The following is an 18,805-nucleotide window of genomic DNA, read 5'->3' as shown; positions in this document are numbered from 1 at the left end:
CGGGACGCAGGTGATCGTCCGTTGCTGTGTTCGAGATGAGACCGGTCCTGAGCGGGGGATGAACAAGATGTGTTCCAAAACACCCGTGACCCGTTACCTGGTCATGGTGGCGCTCCGACCAGGGGCCGGGGGACACTTGCAGGAGATCGTCCCGGCGCGAGCCACGCGCCGCCGGCGTACAAGGAGGCACCCGTGCCGCATGTCCTGGTCCTCAACGCGTCGTACGAGCCGCTCGGCGTCGTACCGCTCCGCCGCGCGCTCATACTCGTCCTCAATGAAAAGGCCGTCAGCCTCGAGGACACCGGCGCCTATATGCACAGTGCAACGTGCACCATCCCCGCTCCCAGCGTGGTTCGCCTCAAACGCTTCGTGCGCGTGCCCTTTCGGGGGCCCGTCCCGCTCACCCGCCGTGCTCTCTTCGCCCGTGACGGCGGGCGCTGCGCGTATTGCGGTGGCGTCGCAACCAGCGTCGACCACGTGGTCCCGCGCAGCCGCGGCGGCCAGCACGCCTGGGAGAACGTCGTGGCGGCCTGCCGCCGCTGCAATCACGTCAAGGCCGACCGGCACGTCGCCGAGCTCGGGTGGCGGCTGCGCCACCAGCCCGCGCCGCCGTCCGGCCTGGCCTGGCGCATCATCGGCACGGGCCATAGGGATCCGCGCTGGCTGCCTTATCTGGAGGCATTCGGCGCGGAGGACGCGATGGCCCGGATCGACGGCATTTCCGCCTGAGGTCCGGGCCATTGTTCTGCCCCTGCCCGCTTCCGGCCCGCTCCTGCCGCGTTCCACGGCGGGAGCGGGCCAGGGCATCACCCCGGGGTCAGGGCGTCACCCCGTACGCCTCCACGCCCCGGAGCGCCTTCCCGCCCTGTACGCGGACGAAGCGCGTGTCCGGCGCGTCCACGCGCACCGGCTCCGTTCCGCCCTTGCCGCAGGACACGGCCGCGTCCCGCCAGGTACGGCCGTCCGCGGACACCTGAATGCGGCAGCGGGCCGCGTCCTGACCGTCCTGCTCGTCCTTCCAGTGCAGCACCAGCCGCCCCAGGCGCACGGGACGGGCCAGCTCCAGCTGCCACAGGCCGTCGCCGCCCGAGGAGCTCCTGGAGGCGGCGTCACGCGCCAGGTCCGGGCCGCCGGCCCGCGGGTAGGCCCGCACGGTCAGCGTCCGCTCCTGGTCGCCCAGGCGCACCGGCACGGTGAAGGTGCGGGCCGAGCCGCCCGCCGGGACCGTGAGCTCGATCCGGGCCGTGGCCACCCCGCCGCGCGCCACGCTCACCTCGGCGGGAGCCGTGACCCGGACCCCGTCGGGCGCCCGCACGGTGAGCTTCTCCCGCACCTGCTCCGGCCGCCGGTTGATCATCCGTACGTCCACCGCCGCCGGGGCCCCGCCGAGCTCCGCGTCGGCCTCCGTGCGCGAGAGCTCGACGTCCGCCGTGGGCGTGTCCGCGAACCACGGGGCGATCTCGTGGACGGGCGGCGGCGTGCCGTCCCCCTCCCACACCACCCGCAGCGCGTCCGCCTTGAGGCCCTTGCCCGGCACCTGCGTCCAGCCGCTGTCCGACACCGCGCCCAGCGGCTGCCAGCCCTTGGCGGCGTCGTGCGCCCACGCCGTGCCGCGCGCGCCCGGCGCCGGGGCGGTGAGCACCGTGACGGCCGTCAGCGGCCGCGGCCGGCCCAGCCGTACGGTCAGCGGCTCGCCCGCGGCGCCCGTGAACGCGGTGGCCGGATCGCCGTCGGTCGCCGCGCCCGCCGAGCGCACCGGCCGGTCCACGCCCGTCCAGCCGTTCGCCCGGGCCAGCGCCCGGTCGAGGAAGGGGGTGAGGACGCCCTTGCCGACCGTCACCGGGCTGTCCTCGACCCGCCCGCGCAGCCGCTGCACGTCCAGCTGGGCCCGCCAGGCCTCCGTGCCGTCGCCGCGGGCCTGCGCGAGCAGCATGTCCAGCGCCCGCGATCCCGCCTCGCCGTGCCGCGCGAGCTGCTCCAGCCACGGGCCGGCCTCGCCGCCGAAGGTCCCCGACAGCCGCTGCGGGGCGTCCCGCATCGTCGCGAAGGCGGCCCGCAGCCGCTGCGCGGCCTCGTCCCGCGCCGCGGCGTCCGTCCCCGACAGGGCGGTCCAGAACGCGTCCAGCAGCGGGCGCAGATACGCCGACTCCTCGCCCCCGAGCACCGACGACGCGTCGTTGCCCGCCAGCGCCCGCAGCGCCTCCCGGGTGCGCGCGTCCGGCCCGGCCAGGTCGTCGACCGCGGCCCGCCACGAGTCCTGGGGACGGTAGCCGCGCGGGTTCCACGCGTAGTCGGCCGCCGTGAACAGCGGGATCCGCGAGACCGCGGCCTGCGACGAGGCGTTGGCCAGCAGCGCGGCGGAGCCCGCCGCGACGGCCGGCTCACGGCCGGTGTACGGGCCGAGGAAGATACGGTCCTGCGCGAAGTCGTTGACCGGGTAGTTGTCCATCGTCACCAGCGGGTGCCCGAACGCCGCCCGGGCGTCCGCCAGTTCACCCCCGGTGATGGTCTTCGGCACCACCCCGACGCCCGTCCACGCCACCTCCACGCGCGGGTCGAGCTCCTCCGCGAGCGCCCGCCGGAACGCCGTCCGGCCGTCCTGGAAGTACTCGGTGGGCAGCAGCGACAGCGGCGCCGCCTCCGCCCCCTTCGCCGCCAGGTGCGCCGCCAGCGCGCCCGCGACCTTCGCCTGCGCCTTCGCCGCCGCCTTCGGCCCCGACCCGAACGCGTCCGCGTCCGCCCCGCAGTGCCACTCGCTGTAGCTCACGTCCTGGAACTGCAGCTGGAACGCCCGGAACCCCAGCGCCCACATGCCGTCCACCTTGCGCTTGAGCGCCCGCAGGTCCTCCGCCGACGAGAAGCACATCGCCTGCCCCGGCGCCACCGCCCAGCCCAGCGTCACGTGGTTGCGGCGCGCCCGCTCGGCCAGCTCCCGGAACTCCTCGCGCTGCGCCGCGGGATAGGCGGCGCGCCAGCGGGCCTGCCGGTACGGATCGTCGCCCGGCGCGTACAGATAGCGGTTCTGCTTGGTGCGGCCCATGAAGTCCAGCTGCGCCAGCCGCTGCTCGCGCGTCCACGGCTCGCCGTAGAAACCCTCCGACAGACCCCGTACGGCCGTGCCCGGCCAGTCGCGCACCACCGCCCCCGCGAATCCCTTCGCGCCGCCCCGCTCCACCGCGAGCTGCCGCAGCGTCTGCACCGCGTGGAACAGCCCGTCGGCACCCGCGCCCGCGAGCGCCGCCGTCGGCCGGCCCGCCACCTGACCCGTCGCCAGCCGGTAGCCTCCGGCCGGCAGGTCCCCGGCCTCCGGCGCGCCCAGCGCCCGCAGCGCCTCCTCGGCGCCCCGCCCGCCCGCGTAGACGATCAGCCCGCTGGGGGGCGGCGTCCCGCCGGGGGCCGCGTCCACGACCGTACGGGCGCCCGCCGCGCGCAGTACTTCCCGCAGCGCCTCGACCGCGTACGGGTCCGTGCCCGGCTCCGCCATCAGCGTGACCTCGTCGCCGGCCGGGGCGAACGAGCCGAGCGCGCGCGAGGCCTGGGGCCGCGGCCACACCGGCGGCAGCGCGCCGTCGCTCTGCGGGTCGGTCGCGGCGGCCGCGGCGTCGTCCGGGCGGGGCGCGGCCGAGCTCCCGGGCGCGCCCGCCAGCAGGCCGCTGAGCAGGGCCGCCGCCAGGACGGTCACCCCGGCGCGCCGGGGCCGCGCGGGCCCGTGGCCGCCGGCTGAGGTGCCGCAGGAGTCGCTGCCCCGGAAGTGCACGGCCGTCTCCCTCGCCCTCTTGGTACTCCGGACGGGGGCGAGCCCATCACCAGCCGGTGGGCGTGTCAACGCACGTGACCGAAGTGCCTGTATTGCCCGGCGCGTCGACGGCGAAAGCCGAACGTCCGCGGGTGAACGGGAATTCGGGTGGTGTCCCGCCGCCCGGCGGCGGGTACGGCCTTCGGCACGGACACCTGCGGAGGTGGTGATGGCCGACGTGCTCACGGCCAGAGCGCGGCTCGCCGCACTGCACGGCATCGCGACGTCGTACGGCCCCGCGCCCGGCCGCAGCGTGGAAGTGCCCGAGGACACCGTCGTCGCCGTCCTCGCCGCGCTCGGCGTCGACGCCGCCACGCCCGCCTCCGCGCGCGAGGCCCTCGCCGCCCACGAGGAAGCCGCCCGGCGCAGGCTGCTGCCCGCCACCGTGGTCCTGCGCGCGGGCCGCGGCGCGCTCCCGGCGCTGCCGCCCGGCACCGAGGCGTGCGTGGAGACCGAGGACGGCGCCGTCCTCGTCCTGGACGCCGCACGGCCCCCCGCCGCGCTCCCGCCCGGCACGCACCTGCTGCGCGCCCACGCCCCCGACGGCCGCACCGCCGCCGCGCCCCTGATCGTCGCCCCCGGCCGGCTGTCCGCCCCGCCCGCGCGCGGCCACGGCTTCCTTCTCCAGCTCTACTCCCTGCTCTCCGCCCGCTCCTGGGGCATGGGTGACCTCGGCGACCTGACCGCGCTCGCCACCTGGTCCGCCGCCGCCTTCGGCACGGACTTCGTCCAGGTCAACCCCCTGCACGCGGCCGTCCCCGGCGCCGGCGGCGCCCCCACCGACCCCTCGCCGTACCGGCCCTCGTCCCGCCGCTTCCCCGACCCCGTCCACCTGCGCGTCACGGACGTCCCCGAGTTCGCCCTGCTCACCGGCGAGGCCCGCGAGCGCGCCGGGCTGCTCCTCGGCCGGGCCGCCGCCCTGCGCGACGCCGTCCTCCACAAGGGCGAGCTCATCGACCGCGACGCCGCCTGGGAGCTCAAGCGGCGCGCCCTGGAGCTCGTGCGCACCGTGCCGCTCGCCCCCGCCCGCCGCTCCGCCTACGAGGCCTACGCCGCCGAGCAGGGCCGCGCCCTCGAAGACCACTGCACCTGGAACGCCCTGGCCGAGCTGCACGGCCCGCACTGGCGCTCCTGGCCCGGCGGGCTCGCCGACCCCCGCTCCGCCGCCACCGCCCGCGCCCGCGACCGCCTGGCCGGCCGCATCGGCTTCCACCGCTGGCTCGCCTGGCTCACCGACGAGCAGCTCGGCGCCGCCCAGCGCGCCGCCCGTGCCGCCGGCATGCGCATCGGCCTCGTCCACGACCTCGCCGTCGGCGTCCACCCCTCCGGCGCGGACACCTGGGCGCAGCAGGACGCCTTCGCCACCGGCATGTCCGTCGGCGCGCCGCCCGACGCCTTCAGCCCCCGCGGCCAGGACTGGGGCCTGCCGCCCTGGCGCCCCGACGCCCTGGAGGCCTCCGGCTACCGCCCCTACCGCGAGACGCTGCGCGGCCTCCTGCGGCACGCCGGCGGGCTCCGCGTCGACCACGTCATGGGCCTCTTCCGGCTGTGGTGGGTGCCCGAGGGCGAGGAGCCGACCCGCGGCACGTACGTGCGCTACGACGCCGAGGCCATGCTCGGCGTCCTCGCCCTGGAGGCGCACCGCGCGGGCGCCACCGTCGTGGGAGAGGACCTCGGCACCGTCGAGCCCGGGGTGCGCGAGGAACTGGCCGAGCGCGGCGTGCTCGGGACGTCCGTGCTGTGGTTCGAGCGGGACTGGGCCACTGCCGCGGCCGCGCCCCTGCCGCCCGGCCGGTGGCGCGCCGGCTGCCTCGCCACCGCCACCACGCACGACCTGCCCAGCACCGCCGCCCGGCTCAGCGGCGACCACGTCGGCCTGCGTCACCGGCTGGGGCTGCTCGCCCGCCCGCTCGCCGAGGAGCAGCGGGAGGACGCCCGCGACGTGGGGGAGTGGCTGGAGCTCTTCGCGCGGCTCGGGCTCCTGCCCGAGGGGCCGCACGGCGAGGACGGCGAGGTCGACGAGGAGGCGCTCGTCCTGGCCGTCCACCGCTTCCTGCTGCGCACCCCCGCCCGGCTCATCGGCGTCTGGCTGCCCGACACCGTCGGCGACCGCCGGCCGCAGAACGTGCCCGGCACGTGGGACGAGTACCCCAACTGGCGGCTGCCCGTCGCCGGGCCCGACGCGCGCCCGCTGTCCCTGGAGGAGCTCATGGCCTCGCCCCGGCTGCGGGCCCTGATGGCCGAGGTGGGAGCGGCGGGGGAGCCGTAGCCCCACCCCCGGGCGCGCGGGCCTCTTATGCTCCCGATATCTTGAAGCCGTGAGCTCTAAGAACAAGAACGCCGTGCGAGCCGGTGCCATCTCGGCCGGCACGCTGCTGATGCTGCTGATGTCGTCCCCCGCGTTCGCGCTCACCCGCGACGACGGTGACGACCCGGGTCCGGGCCTGAGCGTGATCAACACGCTCGGCCTCTACGTCGCCGCGCCGATCGTCCTCTTCCTGGTGATCGCCGGCCTCACGATGGTCGCCGCCAGGCACTCGGACAACCCGCACACCGTCGACACCCACCACCCGCGCACGCGCTAGCCGCTCCGTTCCGCTTCAGCCCGGTGCCCCGGTCCTTCAAGGACCGGGGCACCGGGCTTTTGTGCGTCCTTTTGCGCGCCCCGCCGCGGTGTGTTCCCGCCCTCATTCCGGAGCCAGGGATTTCGCTTTACGGCCGGCTTAACCTACGGTGTCGTAACCTACGGAGCCGTAAGTACGATCATCCCCTGGAGCTGTCCGTGACCATCGCCCCCCTCCGCCACCATGCCCGGGCCGTGTGGAGCGACAGCCGCCTGCTGTACGCGCTCGAAGAGGTCGTCGAAGCCGAGCTCAACCGGCATCTGAAGATCGCCAAGGAATGGATGCCGCACGAGTACGTGCCCTGGAGCGACGGCCGCGACTTCGACGGCGTCATGGGCGGGGAGGCCTGGGCGCCCGAACAGTCCAAGGTCACCGACATCGGCCGCACCGCGCTCGTCGTCAACCTGCTGACCGAGGACAACCTCCCCAGCTACCACCACGAGATCGCCCAGCTCTTCGGACGCGACGGCGCGTGGGGCACGTGGGTGCACCGCTGGACCGCGGAGGAGGGCCGGCACGGCATCGTCATGCGGGACTACCTGCTGACCTCGCGGGCCGTCGACCCCGTCGCCCTGGAGCGGTTCCGGATGTCCCACATGAGCGAGGGCTTCGAATCCGACAACCGGCACAGCATGCTGCACTCGGTCGCGTACGTGGCCTTCCAGGAGCTCGCCACGAGGATCTCGCACCGCAACACGGGGCGGCACTCCGGTGACCCCGTCTGCGAGCGGATGCTCGCCCGCATCGCCACGGACGAGAACCTCCACATGGTCTTCTACCGCAACCTGCTGGGGAAGGCCTTCGAGCTGGCCCCGGACCAGACGATGGCCGCCGTCCGCGACGTCGTCGTCAACTTCCGCATGCCGGGGCACGGCATCCCCGGCTTCGAGCGGGCGGCCGCCCAGATGGCGATCGGCGGGATCTACAACCTCCGCATCCACCACGACGACGTCCTCCAGCCGGTCCTCCGCTTCCTGAAGGTCCTGGAGATCACCGGCCTGGGCCCGGAGGGCCTCCGCGCCCAGGACGAGCTCGGCGCGTTCATGACGGACCTGGACACCCAGGCAACGAAGTTCGACGAACGCCGCGCGGCGCTACTGGCGCGGCGCGCGGCGCGGAACGCGTAGGGTCCCCAAGGGCGCCGGGCACCCTTGAATCCGCCGCGACGGCGCCGTACGGGCTCAGGCGGGCCCGGCACCGCCGGATTCCGCCGCTGTGGCTGATCGCCGCGGCGGCGGAATGAAGGGTGCGAGCACCCTTCACCCGAGGCTGAGGTCAAGGGTGCTCCCGCATCCTTGAATCCGCCGCGACGGCGAGAAACCCCCGCGGCGCGGTCCGGCGGTGCCGTACGGGCTCAGGCCGGTCCGGCACCGCCGGCAACCGCCGCTGTGGCGGATCGCCGCCGCGGCGGGGTGCAGGGTGCGTGCCCCGCACCCTGCACCTGAGGGCGAGCCCTAGCTCGCTGCGCTCGCATCCGCGGACTGCGCCCGCAGGGCCCGCTCCACGCCCGCGCGGGACTCCATCACCAGACGCCGCAGCGCCGCGCTCGGGGACGCCGACGCCAGCCACGCGTCCGTCGTGTCCAGGGTCTCCTGGGAGACGAGGAGCGCGGGGTACAGCCCGACCGCGATCTGCTGTGCGATCTCGTGGCTGCGGGTCTCCCACACCGGCTTGACCGCCGCGAAGTACTTCGCGGCGTACGGCGCGAGCAGCTCCCGCTGGTCGGACTGGACGAAGCCGCCGATGACGGCTTCCTGCACCGCGTTGGGCAGGGTGGCCGACTCCACGACCGCCTTCCACGCCGCGTCCTTCGCCTCCGCGGTGGGCCGCGAGGCCCGCGCGGCCGCCGCGTACCGCTCGCCCGCCGACGTCCGGTCGCGGTCGAGCTCGGCCGCGATGGCGGCCTCGTCCGCACGGCCGGTCGCCGCGAGGCGGCCGAGGAGCGCCCAGCGCAGCTCGGTGTCGACGGCGAGCCCGTCGATCTTCTCGGTGCCGTCGAGGAGCCCCTGGAGCAGGTCGAGCTGCTGCTCGGTACGCGCGGTGGCCGCGAACGCCCGCGCCCACGCGAGCTGGTGGTCGCTGCCGGGCGCGGCGGCCCGCAGGTGCTCGAGGGTCGCCTCGGTCCACCGGGCGAGGCCCGTCGCCCGCCACTCGGGGGCGGCGTACAGGTCCATGGCGAGCTTGACCTGCCGCTGGAGCGACTGGACGACGCCGATGTCCGACTCCTTGGCGATGCCGGAGAGGACGAGCGCGAGGTAGTCGCGCGCGGCGAGCTCGCCGTCGCGGGTCATGTCCCACGCGGAGGCCCAGCACAGGGCCCGCGGCAGCGACTCGGTGAAGTCGCCGAGGTGGGCGGTGACGGTCGCCAGGGACTGCTCGTCGAGGCGGACCTTGGCGTACGACAGGTCGTCGTCGTTGAGCAGCACGACGGCCGGCCGGGCCTTGCCGACGAGCGCGTCGACGGACGTCAGCTCGCCGTCGACGTCGAGCTCGATCCGCTCGGTGCGGACGAGCTTGCCGCCCTCCAGCTCGTACAGGCCGACCGCGATCCGGTGCGGCCGCAGCGTCGGCTCGCCGGTGGCGCCGGCGGGCAGCGCGGGCGCCTCCTGGCGGACGGCGAAGGAGGTGATGACGCCGGACGCGTCGGTCTCGATCTCCGGGCGCAGGATGTTGATGCCGGCGGTCTCCAGCCACAGCTTCGACCACGTGGTCAGGTCACGCCCGGAGGTCTTCTCCAGCGCGCCGAGCAGGTCCGTCAGGCGCGTGTTCTTGTAGGCGTGCTCCTTGAAGTACGCCTGGACGCCGCGGAAGAACGCGTCCTCGCCCACGTAGGCGACGAGCTGCTTCAGCACGGACGCGCCCTTGGCGTAGGTGATCCCGTCGAAGTTGACGAGGACGTCGTCCAGGTCGCGGATCTCGGCCATGATCGGGTGGGTGGAGGGCAGCTGGTCCTGCCGGTAGGCCCAGGTCTTCATGGAGTTCGCGAACGTGGTCCACGCGTGGGGCCAGCGCGAGCCCGGGGCGGAGGCCTGGCAGGCGATCGAGGTGAAGGTGGCGAACGACTCGTTCAGCCACAGGTCGTTCCACCACTCCATGGTGACGAGGTCGCCGAACCACATGTGGGCGAGCTCGTGCAGGATCGTCTCGGCCCGCGTCTCGTACGCGGCGTCCGTGACCTTCGAGCGGAAGACGTACTGGTCGCGGATGGTGACCGCGCCGGCGTTCTCCATCGCGCCCGCGTTGAACTCCGGCACGAACAGCTGGTCGTACTTCGGGAACGGGTAGGCGTAGTCGAACTTCTCCTCGAACCAGTCGAAGCCCTGCCGCGTCACCTCGAAGATGTCGTCCGCGTCCAGGAACTCGGCCAGCGAGGGACGGCAGTAGATGCCCAGCGGAATGCTGCGGCCGTCCTTCTCGTACGTGCTGTGCACGCTGTGGTACGGGCCGGCGATCAGGGCCGTGATGTACGTGGAGATCCGCTGCGTCGGCGCGAAGCGCCAGACGTGGTCGGCGGGCCGCTCGGGGGTCGGCGAGTTGGAGATGACCGTCCAGCCCTCGGGCGCCTTCACGGTGAAGGTGAAGACGGCCTTCAGGTCGGGCTGCTCGAAGGAGGCGAAGACGCGCCGCGCGTCCGGCACCTCGAACTGCGTGTACAGGTAAGCCTGCTGGTCGACCGGGTCGACGAAGCGGTGCAGGCCCTCGCCCGTATTGGTGTACGCGCAGTCCGCGACGACCTTCAGCTCGTTGCGCCCGGCCACCAGGCCCGGCAGCGCGATCCGGCTGTCGGCGAACACCTCGGCCGGATCGAGGGCGGTCCCGTTCAGCACGACCTCGTGCACCGCGGGCGCCACCAGGTCGATGAACGTCTCCGCGCCCGCCTCGGCCGCGTCGAAGCGCACCAGGGTCTCGGAGCGGTAGGTGCCCCCCTCCTGCGCGCCGGACAGATCGAGGTCGATCTCGTACGAGTCGACGGTCAGCAGCGCCGCCCGCCGCTGTGCCTCTTCGCGGGTCAGATTCGTTCCAGGCACCTGGGCATCTCCTTAACTTCGCGACTTTCCGGCCATCCTTCCACGAGGGGTACCACGAGAGGACCCGGGTTTTTCCGGAAGCGAAACGTCCGCGTCACCCGGCCCGGAGCGGGCGGGTGGCGCGGACGGACGGGAGAAGGGGTCAGCCCTTGAGTTCGGCCGCGACCAGCTCCGCGATCTGCACGGCGTTCAGCGCCGCACCCTTGCGGAGGTTGTCGTTGGAGAGGAAGAGCGCGAGGCCGTTCTCGGCGGTCTCGTCGACGCGGATGCGGCCCACGTAGGAGGCGTCCTTGCCGGCGGCCTGGAGCGGGGTCGGGATCTCCGAGAGCTCGACGCCGGGCGCGTCCTTGAGCAGCTCGTACGCGCGCTCGACGCTGACCGGGCGCTCGAAGCGGGCGTTGACCTGGAGGGAGTGGCCGGAGAAGACGGGCACGCGGACGCAGGTGCCGGAGACCTTGAGGCCCGGGATCTCCAGGATCTTCCGGGACTCGTTGCGCAGCTTCTGCTCCTCGTCGGTCTCGAAGCGGCCGTCGTCGACGATCGAGCCGGCCAGCGGGAGCACGTTGAAGGCGATGGGGCGCTTGTAGACGCCGGGCTCGGGGAACGCGACGGCCTCGCCGTCGTGGGCGAGCTCGGGGGCCCGCTCGCCGACGGCGCGGACCTGGCCGTCGAGCTCCGCGACGCCGGCCACGCCCGAGCCGGAGACGGCCTGGTAGGTGGTGGCGACGAGGGCCGTCAGGCCGGCCTCCTCGTGCAGCGGGCGCAGCACGGGCATGGCGGCCATCGTGGTGCAGTTCGGGTTGGCGATGATGCCCTTGGGACGGTCCTTGACCGCGTGCGGGTTGACCTCGGAGACGACCAGCGGGACGTCGGGGTCCATGCGCCAGGCGGAGGAGTTGTCGATCACAACGGCGCCCTGCCCGGCGACCTTCTCGGCCAGCGCCCGCGAGGTGGCACCGCCGGCGGAGAAGAGCACGATGTCCAGGCCGGTGTAGTCGGCCGCCCCGGCATCCTCGACGGTGATCTCCGTGCCCTTCCAGGGGAGGGTGGACCCGGCGGAGCGCGCCGAGGCGAACAGCCGCAGCTCGCTGACCGGGAAGTCCCGGTCGGCGAGGATCTTGCGCATGACTCCGCCGACCTGCCCGGTGGCTCCGACGATTCCGATCCTCATGAGGGCTCCCTACTCATGTACATCACATGCAACCTGCTGCCAGGGACGTCCCGCCTGGGCACGCCGGTTCCATCATGTGGTCACACCCGTACCAAAAGTCCAATCCTTTGACCGGTGTGCGAGAAGGGCCCGGCGGCGCCGGAAATCTTCAGCCGAGGCGCAGGTCCGCCCGGACATCCTCCGGGCGGCCGGCGGCGCCGGGATCCGCCGGGCCGCCGACCCTGACCTGGGCCGACGCCGTGCCGCCGGCCTCCCGGCAGGCGAGGGTGTACGTCCCCTCCGCCGGGGCGGTGAGCGCGAAGCGGCCTTCGCCGTCGGTGACGGCGGCGATGTCGGGCAGGGGCACCGGCCCGGCGGTGAAGGCCACGCGGGCCCCGGCGACGGGAGCGCCCGCGGCGTCGCGGACCGTGCCGCGGATCACGCCGGCGGGCGCCGGGGAGGGGCTCATGAGCGCTCGGTCATCGGGGGCGGGTCACGCCTTCCAGGCCACGAAGTTGTTGTAGACCGGCGTGGTGATCCGGGTCCCGGAGTTCACCCGGGCCCCGCCGTACGCGTGGACGGCGATCCCGTACCGGTCGTTGCCGATGATCCGGTAGACGGAGCTGCCGCTCTGCCCGCCGAAGGTGTCGATGTCGTAGTACACCTTGCGCGGGCCCACCGAGTCGACGCGGCGCGCGTCGTACCAGAGCGTGGCGTACGGCTTGTCGCCCGGATAGCCCGCGATGTTGCCGGTGACCTGGAGCAGGTCCGCGTCGGACCAGACGCCGAAGCCGAACCAGCCGGTCTGCGTGCCCAGGTCCGAGGGCAGGATGATCGCGCCGTAGTCGTAGTTCTCGTCGCCGCTGCCGGTCCAGCCGGTCACCGACCGGAAGTTCGTGCTGACGACCGGCCCGTAGCAGACGGTGCTGCCGTTGCGGCCCGGCCAGACCTTGATGCTGCGGACCCAGCCGTCGCGCCCGGGGACGCCGCTGTTCTTGATGAAGACGACGTGCCCGGCGGTGGCGATGGTGTGCGGGCCGATGAACCAGCCGGTGCCGAGCCAGGCGCTGCCGTCGGCGGCGGTGATCTCCAGGAAGCAGTGCACGCGCCACGGGTAGACGCAGGTGTTGGTGATCTGCACCCGGTCGTCCGGGCCGTGGACGGTCTCCGGGCCGGCCGGCGGCCCGAAGGAGGCCTCGCCGATGTCGGGCAGGGGGCCGCCGAAGGGGCCGCCGTCCTCGGGCGCCTCGGGCAGCTGGTAGCCCTCGACGGGCTCGGTGCCGGCGGAGCTGCCCGTGGGGGGCGCGTCGCCCTCGCCCGTGCCGGGCTGCTGGAACACGGGCCGGCCGTCGGCGGGCAGCAGGCCCGCCGGGGATTCGCTGGAGACGGGGGTGTGGGGGTCCAGTGGCATGGCGGAACCGTCCCTTCGACGGCAAGGTCCGCAGACCGCATCGAATAGGGCATAAGCGCACCCTGCGCTCGAATCTCCTCCGGGAACCCGGGCCGCGGTAGGGGCGCGGAGGGGCGGGGGAAAAGGCACTCGAAGCGCGCGAGGGGCGGGCGTCCATACCGTGCGCCCGCCCCCCTTGGACCAGCCTGATGGGCCTCGATCAGCTGTGACCGGCCTTGGCCGGCCCTGATCGGCCGCCCTCGCGGCGCGTCCGGCTAGCCGGCGACCTTCTCGATCTTCACGCTGCCGTTGCCCGCGACCGTCCCGGCCGCGTTGACCAGCTGCACGTCACCGAAGAAGGACCGGCCCTCGGGAGCCGCCCCCGCGACCACGACATCCGCCGTGACCTGCGCGGACTGCCCGGCGCCGAGCTTGACCGCCGCACCGTCGGCGACCTTGATCTCGCCCAGCGAGGGAGCGAAGTACACGTCGCGGTAGTCGTACGCGGTCGAGCCCGCGGGCACCGAGTAGCCCGTGACCTCGATGGTGTACTCGCCCGCCGCCGGCTTGGCCAGGCTCACGAGCTCGTCGGAGCCGCCGCTGGTGGAGGCGCCCACGGCCTTGCCGTCCTTGTAGACGGTCAGGTCCAGGTCGGCCTTGGCGTCCGCGGTGCCGCCGATCGCGGCGTCGAAGCGGCTGACGCCCGCGCCGAGCGTGACCTTGGTGACCTGCTTCTCGCCCTCCTTGATCACCGGGCGGGCGATCTTCGAGGAGCCGAGCTGCCCGCCCTTGAGCTTGCCGTCGAGCGCGGCGAAGCCGTTGACGGCCTTCCAGGTCACGGCGGCCGGGGTGCCGATCTTCGCCTCGGGCACGGTCTGCACCGCCGGGTCGAAGGTGACGCCGAGCGCGGTGGCCGTCAGCGTGTACGGGTTCTCCAGCAGCGGCGAGGTGCGCCGCGACTCGACCTCGATCTCCCAGACGCCCGGCAGCGGGTTGGCGTAGCTGCGCAGGTCCGGGCGGCACTTGTTGGCCGGGTTCGGGTAGTTCGGGTAGCAGTTGACGGTGGAGGTCTCGTCAACGGGCACACCGTAGGGGTTGATCGCGATGAACCGGGTCTGGCTGTCCTTGGCCAGACCGCCCAGCGCGACCTCCAGCGTCTTCGCGCCCTTCGGCACGCTCACGAAGTACGACGTGGTGGCGTTGCGCACGGCCGTGGCGGTCTTCTGCACCACGAACGAGGGCGCGGCGACGGGCTCCGCGGCGACGACGGTCGTGAGGACCTGCTTGTCGATGCCCTCGGTGCGGTCGTCGTCCAGGGTGAGGATCGCGCTGTGCAGGCCGGCCGTCTTCGGCTTCGCCTTGACCTTGACGGTCACGGGCTTGTTCAGCGGCAGCTTGACCTCGTCCTCGCCGTCGAGCTTGAACGTGCCGTCGTTGTTGCGCCACTTCAGCTCGTGCCACACGGCCTTGTCCGGCCCGGAGGTGCGGGTGACCGTGACCTCGTACGTACGGGTCTCGCCGGCCTTGAGCCCGCCCTCGCGGTCGTAGAGGCCGGTGCCGAAGCCGGGGGTCTTCAGCGCGCCGGACAGCGCGGTGGAGACGGGAGCCTTCACGGTGTAGTCGTGGGCGGTGGCGTGCTCGCGCAGCGCCTCCCACGCGTCCTCGATGCTGATGAGGCCCGCGCCCTGCTCGTAGGCCTGCGCGCCCTTGATCTGCTTGGCGGTGCTGGTCAGCGCCGTGCGCAGGTCGGCCGGGGTGAGCTTCATGTTCTTCTGCTTGGCGGCCGAGATCAGCAGCGCGGAGGCGCCGGCGGCTTGCGGGGAGGCCATCGAGGTGCCCTGCAGCATGCCGTAGCCGGGCGGCAGGTCGTAGCCGGCCTCCTTGACGGGGGCGCCCGCCTCCCAGGTCGGCGTGGTGTTGATCGACGCGCCGGGAGCGGTGATCGTCGGGGTGAAGCCGCCGTCCTCGCGCGGGCCGCGGGAGGAGAAGGGCATCATCGCGTACTTGGTCTTCACCTCCGAGCCGTAGTTGGCGGCCCAGGTCTCCTTGGAGATGGACGCGCCGACGCTGATGACCTTGTCGGCCAGGCCGGGGTCGCCGATGGTGTTGGCACCGGGGCCGCTGTTGCCCGCGGAGATCACCAGCTGGACGCCGTAGGTGTCGATCAGGCGCGTGTAGAGCTCGGAGCGGGCGTTGTTGCCGTCGTTGAGCGCGGGGAGCCCGCCGATCGACATGTTGACGATGTCGACGCCGCGGTTGACCACGAGGTCGATCATGCCCTCGGTGAGGGCGACGTTGGTGCAGCCGCCGCTCCAGGTGCAGGCCCGGGAGGAGACGAGCTTGGCGCCGGGCGCCGCGCCGTTCATCTTCCCGCCGAAGAGGCCGTTGGCCGCGGTGATGCCCGCGACGTGCGTGCCGTGCTCGGACTCGATGACGCCGATGTTGACGAAGTCGGCCTTCTTGCCGACCCAGTCGCCGCCCTTCGGGTCCATCGGCACGTCCTTGCGGACCTGCACGACGAACGGGATGCGCTCGGCGATGGGCGTCTTCGGGTCGTCCTTGCCGAAGTAGCCGACCTGGAACCCGTCCTTGTAAGGCTTGAGCTCTTCGTCGTTGGTGAAGTTGCCGTCGTCGTCGAGGTCGACGCGGACGGTGCCCTTCGCCTTGTCGTAGAGGACGGCCCACGCGTCGGTGGTGTCGCCGTCCCGGTTGAGGTCGCCCTTCATGTCGCCGCCGGCGGTGACGTTCTCCCGGAAGAGGGCGACCTGGTAGGTGCCGTTGCCGGGCGCCGTGTAGCTGCGGCCGTTGAACGAGAACGACGGGCCGGAGACGTCGGCCGTCATCGGCAGCCAGGTGCCGTCCTGGTCGGTGAGCGGGTCGGTCGCCGTGACCCAGTCGACGATCTTGCGCTCGCCGGTGCTGGTCTTCTGGAGCGCCGGGTGGCCGAGGTCGATGCCGGAGTCGAGGATGCCGATGGTCACGCCGCGGCCGTCGGCCTTGGGGTGGTCCTCGGTGAAGCCCACGGCGCCGGTCTCGAAGGCCGGCTGGTACGGGTTCTTCGCCGGGGTGTCCTTGCCGGGGCCAGGGAAGGTGCCGGCCTTGGCGCCGCGGGCGCCCTCGGCCGCGTCGGCGCGCGGCGCCGGGTCCGGCAGCTTGATCTCCTGCTTGAGGTCGATGCCGTGCACCGATCCCAGCTTCTGCGCCTCGGCGATGGCGGCGTCGGCCTTGGCCGTGGGCACGGTGGCCCGGACGTAGCCGAGCTTGTCGTCCGTGCGGCCCACGGACGCGCCCTTGATGGCCCCGAGCTTGCCGGTGACCTGGCCGGTCTGCCCCGGGGCGGTGGCGATCATCATGGTGACCGTCTTGTCGCCGCCGGCCTTGGCGCCGGCGAGGAGGGCGGCGTCCTGCGAACCGAGCTTGTCCGCCGGGGATTTGACCGGTCCCGGGGCGGGCAGCGGGTCGTCGGCGAAGGCGGGCGCCGCGCCCGCGGCCGAGAGTGCGGCCACGAGGGAGGCCGCGACGGCTATTCGCGCCGTGCGTCTGGAGCCGCCGGGGCGGGTGGTGCGGGATTCGGGGGTCATGACCATCCCTGGCTGAAATTGACGTGAAGGTGCCGCTGAACAGCGGACGTCCGGAAATCGGAGCCGGATGACCGATCACTTTTATGGAAGTGACGGGGGTTTGGGGAGAGTTGTCGGAGCGCGAAGGTAAGGATGGCGTAAACCCGCCAGGCGCCACTCGGGAGGAAGCGTGACGGAGGCCGTGAAGCGGTCAGCGGCGTTCTCGCAGCTCAGAGGCTGTAGGGCAAACGGACTACAGCACGCGCCCCAAAGGCGGCCCAGTGTTCCCCCCGAGAGTGAACGCTGAGTGAGCGTCAGTCCGCCAGGGGACGAGTGCTGTATGTCCGTTCGCATTCGCCAAGATCGATGTGCGGTGATCGGCGGCGGCCGTTGCGGCCGCGTTCACGCCCAGGTCACCCCCGCTGCCAACGATCCTCGGTAGGAAGGATCGCTGCCGGCACGCTCCGTAGCCCGTAGCCCGCTTCGCGTTCGCACTCGGGGAGACCGCTATGCACCGCAGATCCGACAGATCCGCAGACGCCCGCCTCGACCGCCGCACGTTCCTCGCGGCAGCGGGTGCCGCGACCGCCGCCACCGGCATCGGCCTGGCCCTGGGCACCGACGCCGTACCGGCCGCGGCGCAGCCACCGGATCCGGTCCCGGGGGCACCGGGGGCCGCCTCCGCGGGCGCGAACGCCGCGTCCGTCTACGGCCCGAACGGCGCCGGCACCACGCTCGTCTCGGTCGCCGCCCCGCGCGGCACCGGCGGCTACCGGCGGCTCGGCGACGGCCCCGGCTGGCCCCGGCAGACCCGCTCCGAGCTGGCCGAGCCGCAGCGCGGCCGCGAGGACCGGCGCACGACCCTCGCGTCCTTCGTGCAGTTCACCGACCTGCACCTGACGGACGTCCAGCACCCGCTGCGCTACGAGTTCTTCCGGGCCGGCGAGCCCGGCGCGTGGCGGCCGCACGAGGCGCTGACCCTGCCCGGCGTCGTCTCGCTCATCGAGCGCGTCAACCGGCTCCGGCACGGGCCCGCGACGGGCTCGCCGCTGTCCTTCGTCATCACCACCGGCGACAACGGCGACGAGAACGCCAAGATCGAGGCGGAGTGGTTCCTGACCGCCATGAGCGGCGGCCGCATGACCCCCAACACCGGTGACCCGCGCCACTACGAGGGCGTCCAGAACAGCGGCCTGAAGCTCTTCTGGCAGCCCGAGAGCGCCCTGCGCGACCAGGACAAGCAGGCCGGCTTCCCGCGCATCCCCGGCTACCTCGGCGCGGCCACCCGCCAGGTCAACAGCCCCGGCCTCAACATCCCGTGGTACTCCACCTACGGCAACCACGACGGCCTCTCCGGCGGCTGCTACCCGGCCGCGGGCACCTTCATCGCCGAGGCCGCGACCGGCGGCAAGAAGCTCCAGACCATCTCGGCCGCCGAGGCCAAGTGGCTGATGGAGGGCGAGTCCAAGGGCGTCGACCCCAAGGGCAAGCGCATAGAGGATCTGCTCAAGGCGCACAAGAAGGAGATGCGCTCCGTCACCCCCGACCCCCGCCGGGTCCCGCTGACGGCGCGTCAGTACGTGGCGGCCCACCTCGACCCGCGCTACAAGGGCCGCGGCCCCGTCGGCCACGGCTACACCCGCGAGAACCTCGACACCGGCAACCTCTACTACTCCTTCAAGATCTCCGACAAGGTCATCGGCATCAGCCTCGACACCACCGACCCCGGAGGCCACTACCAGGGCTCCCTCGGCACCGCCCAGCTGCGCTGGCTGGAGGACACCCTGAAGCGCTACGCGGACAAGTACGCCCTCGTCTTCAGCCACCACCCCAGCTGGAGCATGGACAACCTCACGCCCGACCCCACCCGCCCCGGCGAGGACCGCCACGACGGCAACGAGCTCATCGCCGTCCTCCAGGACCACAGCAACGTCCTGGCCTGGATCAACGGCCACAGCCACCGCAACCGGATCCGCCCCCGCGGCACCTTCTGGGAGATCGCCACCGCCTCGCACGTCGACTACCCGCAGCTCGCGCGCGTCATCGAGGTCGCGGACAACCACGACGGGACGGTCTCGCTCTTCACCACCCTCATCGAGTCCGCCGCGCCCTACCGCACCGACTTCGGCGACCTCTCCCAGACCGGCCTCGCCTCCCTCTACCGCGAACTCGCCTTCAACGCGCCCGGATCGGACACCTCCCTCGGCGGGGCGCCCGGCGACCGCAACACCGAGCTCCTGCTGTCCCGCCGCTGAGG

General features: G+C 73.2%; 11 protein-coding genes. 5 read left to right on the top strand and 6 right to left on the bottom strand.

All coding sequences use genetic code 11. The annotated features are described in order from the left end of the window. Positions 1-192 precede the first annotated feature (192 nt). Positions 193-729, top strand: coding sequence for an HNH endonuclease (locus tag PS271_RS08565; protein WP_030366446.1), 537 nt, complete (start codon positions 193-195; stop codon positions 727-729). Between the two features lie 88 nt (positions 730-817). On the opposite strand, the gene PS271_RS08560 is transcribed toward PS271_RS08565, so the two are convergent. Then, positions 818-3,673, bottom strand: a complete 2,856-nt coding sequence (locus PS271_RS08560) for a glycoside hydrolase family 84 protein (RefSeq protein ID WP_398386745.1) — start codon at positions 3,671-3,673, stop codon at positions 818-820. A gap of 292 nt (positions 3,674-3,965) precedes the next feature. Here PS271_RS08560 and malQ point away from each other — a divergent pair, with 292 nt between their 5' ends. The 3 genes from malQ to PS271_RS08545 all read left to right on the top strand — a co-directional run bounded on the left by malQ (position 3,966) and on the right by PS271_RS08545 (position 7,547). Beyond that, on the top strand, positions 3,966-6,065 hold the full coding sequence (gene malQ, locus PS271_RS08555; RefSeq protein ID WP_398381375.1) for a 4-alpha-glucanotransferase: 2,100 nt from the start codon (positions 3,966-3,968) through the stop codon (positions 6,063-6,065). Positions 6,066-6,174: 109 nt separating this feature from the next. Further along, positions 6,175-6,381 carry a hypothetical protein gene (locus tag PS271_RS08550; protein ID WP_078660181.1) on the top strand — a complete coding sequence of 69 codons (207 nt, stop codon included), beginning with the start codon at positions 6,175-6,177 and terminating at the stop codon, positions 6,379-6,381. Positions 6,382-6,578: 197 nt separating this feature from the next. Next, complete coding sequence (locus PS271_RS08545; protein ID WP_398381374.1) at positions 6,579-7,547, top strand: acyl-ACP desaturase; 969 nt, start codon at positions 6,579-6,581, stop codon at positions 7,545-7,547. A 327-nt stretch (positions 7,548-7,874) separates the two neighbouring features. Here the strand turns inward: PS271_RS08545 and pepN are convergent, their stop codons facing one another. The 5 genes from pepN to PS271_RS08520 all read right to left on the bottom strand — a co-directional run bounded on the left by pepN (position 7,875) and on the right by PS271_RS08520 (position 16,569). Beyond that, positions 7,875-10,448: an aminopeptidase N gene (gene pepN / locus PS271_RS08540; RefSeq protein ID WP_398381373.1), complete on the bottom strand. Its 2,574-nt coding sequence runs from the start codon at positions 10,446-10,448 to the stop codon at positions 7,875-7,877. Positions 10,449-10,590: 142 nt separating this feature from the next. Beyond that, the gene (locus tag PS271_RS08535) at positions 10,591-11,619 is read right to left on the bottom strand and encodes an aspartate-semialdehyde dehydrogenase (RefSeq protein WP_398381372.1); all 1,029 of its coding nucleotides are present in this window, start codon (positions 11,617-11,619) and stop codon (positions 10,591-10,593) included. Positions 11,620-11,767: 148 nt separating this feature from the next. After that, complete coding sequence (locus PS271_RS08530) at positions 11,768-12,067, bottom strand: carboxypeptidase-like regulatory domain-containing protein (RefSeq protein ID WP_398381371.1); 300 nt, start codon at positions 12,065-12,067, stop codon at positions 11,768-11,770. Between the two features lie 24 nt (positions 12,068-12,091). Continuing rightward, entirely contained in the window at positions 12,092-13,009 is a 918-nt protein-coding gene (locus PS271_RS08525) for a trypsin-like serine peptidase (protein WP_398381370.1), read from the bottom strand. Between the two features lie 254 nt (positions 13,010-13,263). Next, positions 13,264-16,569: a S8 family serine peptidase gene (locus PS271_RS08520; protein ID WP_398381369.1), complete on the bottom strand. Its 3,306-nt coding sequence runs from the start codon at positions 16,567-16,569 to the stop codon at positions 13,264-13,266. Between the two features lie 488 nt (positions 16,570-17,057). Between PS271_RS08520 and PS271_RS08515 the strand changes: the two genes are divergently transcribed. After that, positions 17,058-18,803: a TIGR03767 family metallophosphoesterase gene (locus PS271_RS08515; RefSeq protein ID WP_398381368.1), complete on the top strand. Its 1,746-nt coding sequence runs from the start codon at positions 17,058-17,060 to the stop codon at positions 18,801-18,803. The last annotated feature ends 2 nt before the right edge of the window (positions 18,804-18,805 follow it).

It is taken from the genome of Streptomyces sp. SCA2-17 (assembly GCF_044336695.1).
This window is presented reverse-complemented; position numbering and strand designations above follow the sequence as displayed.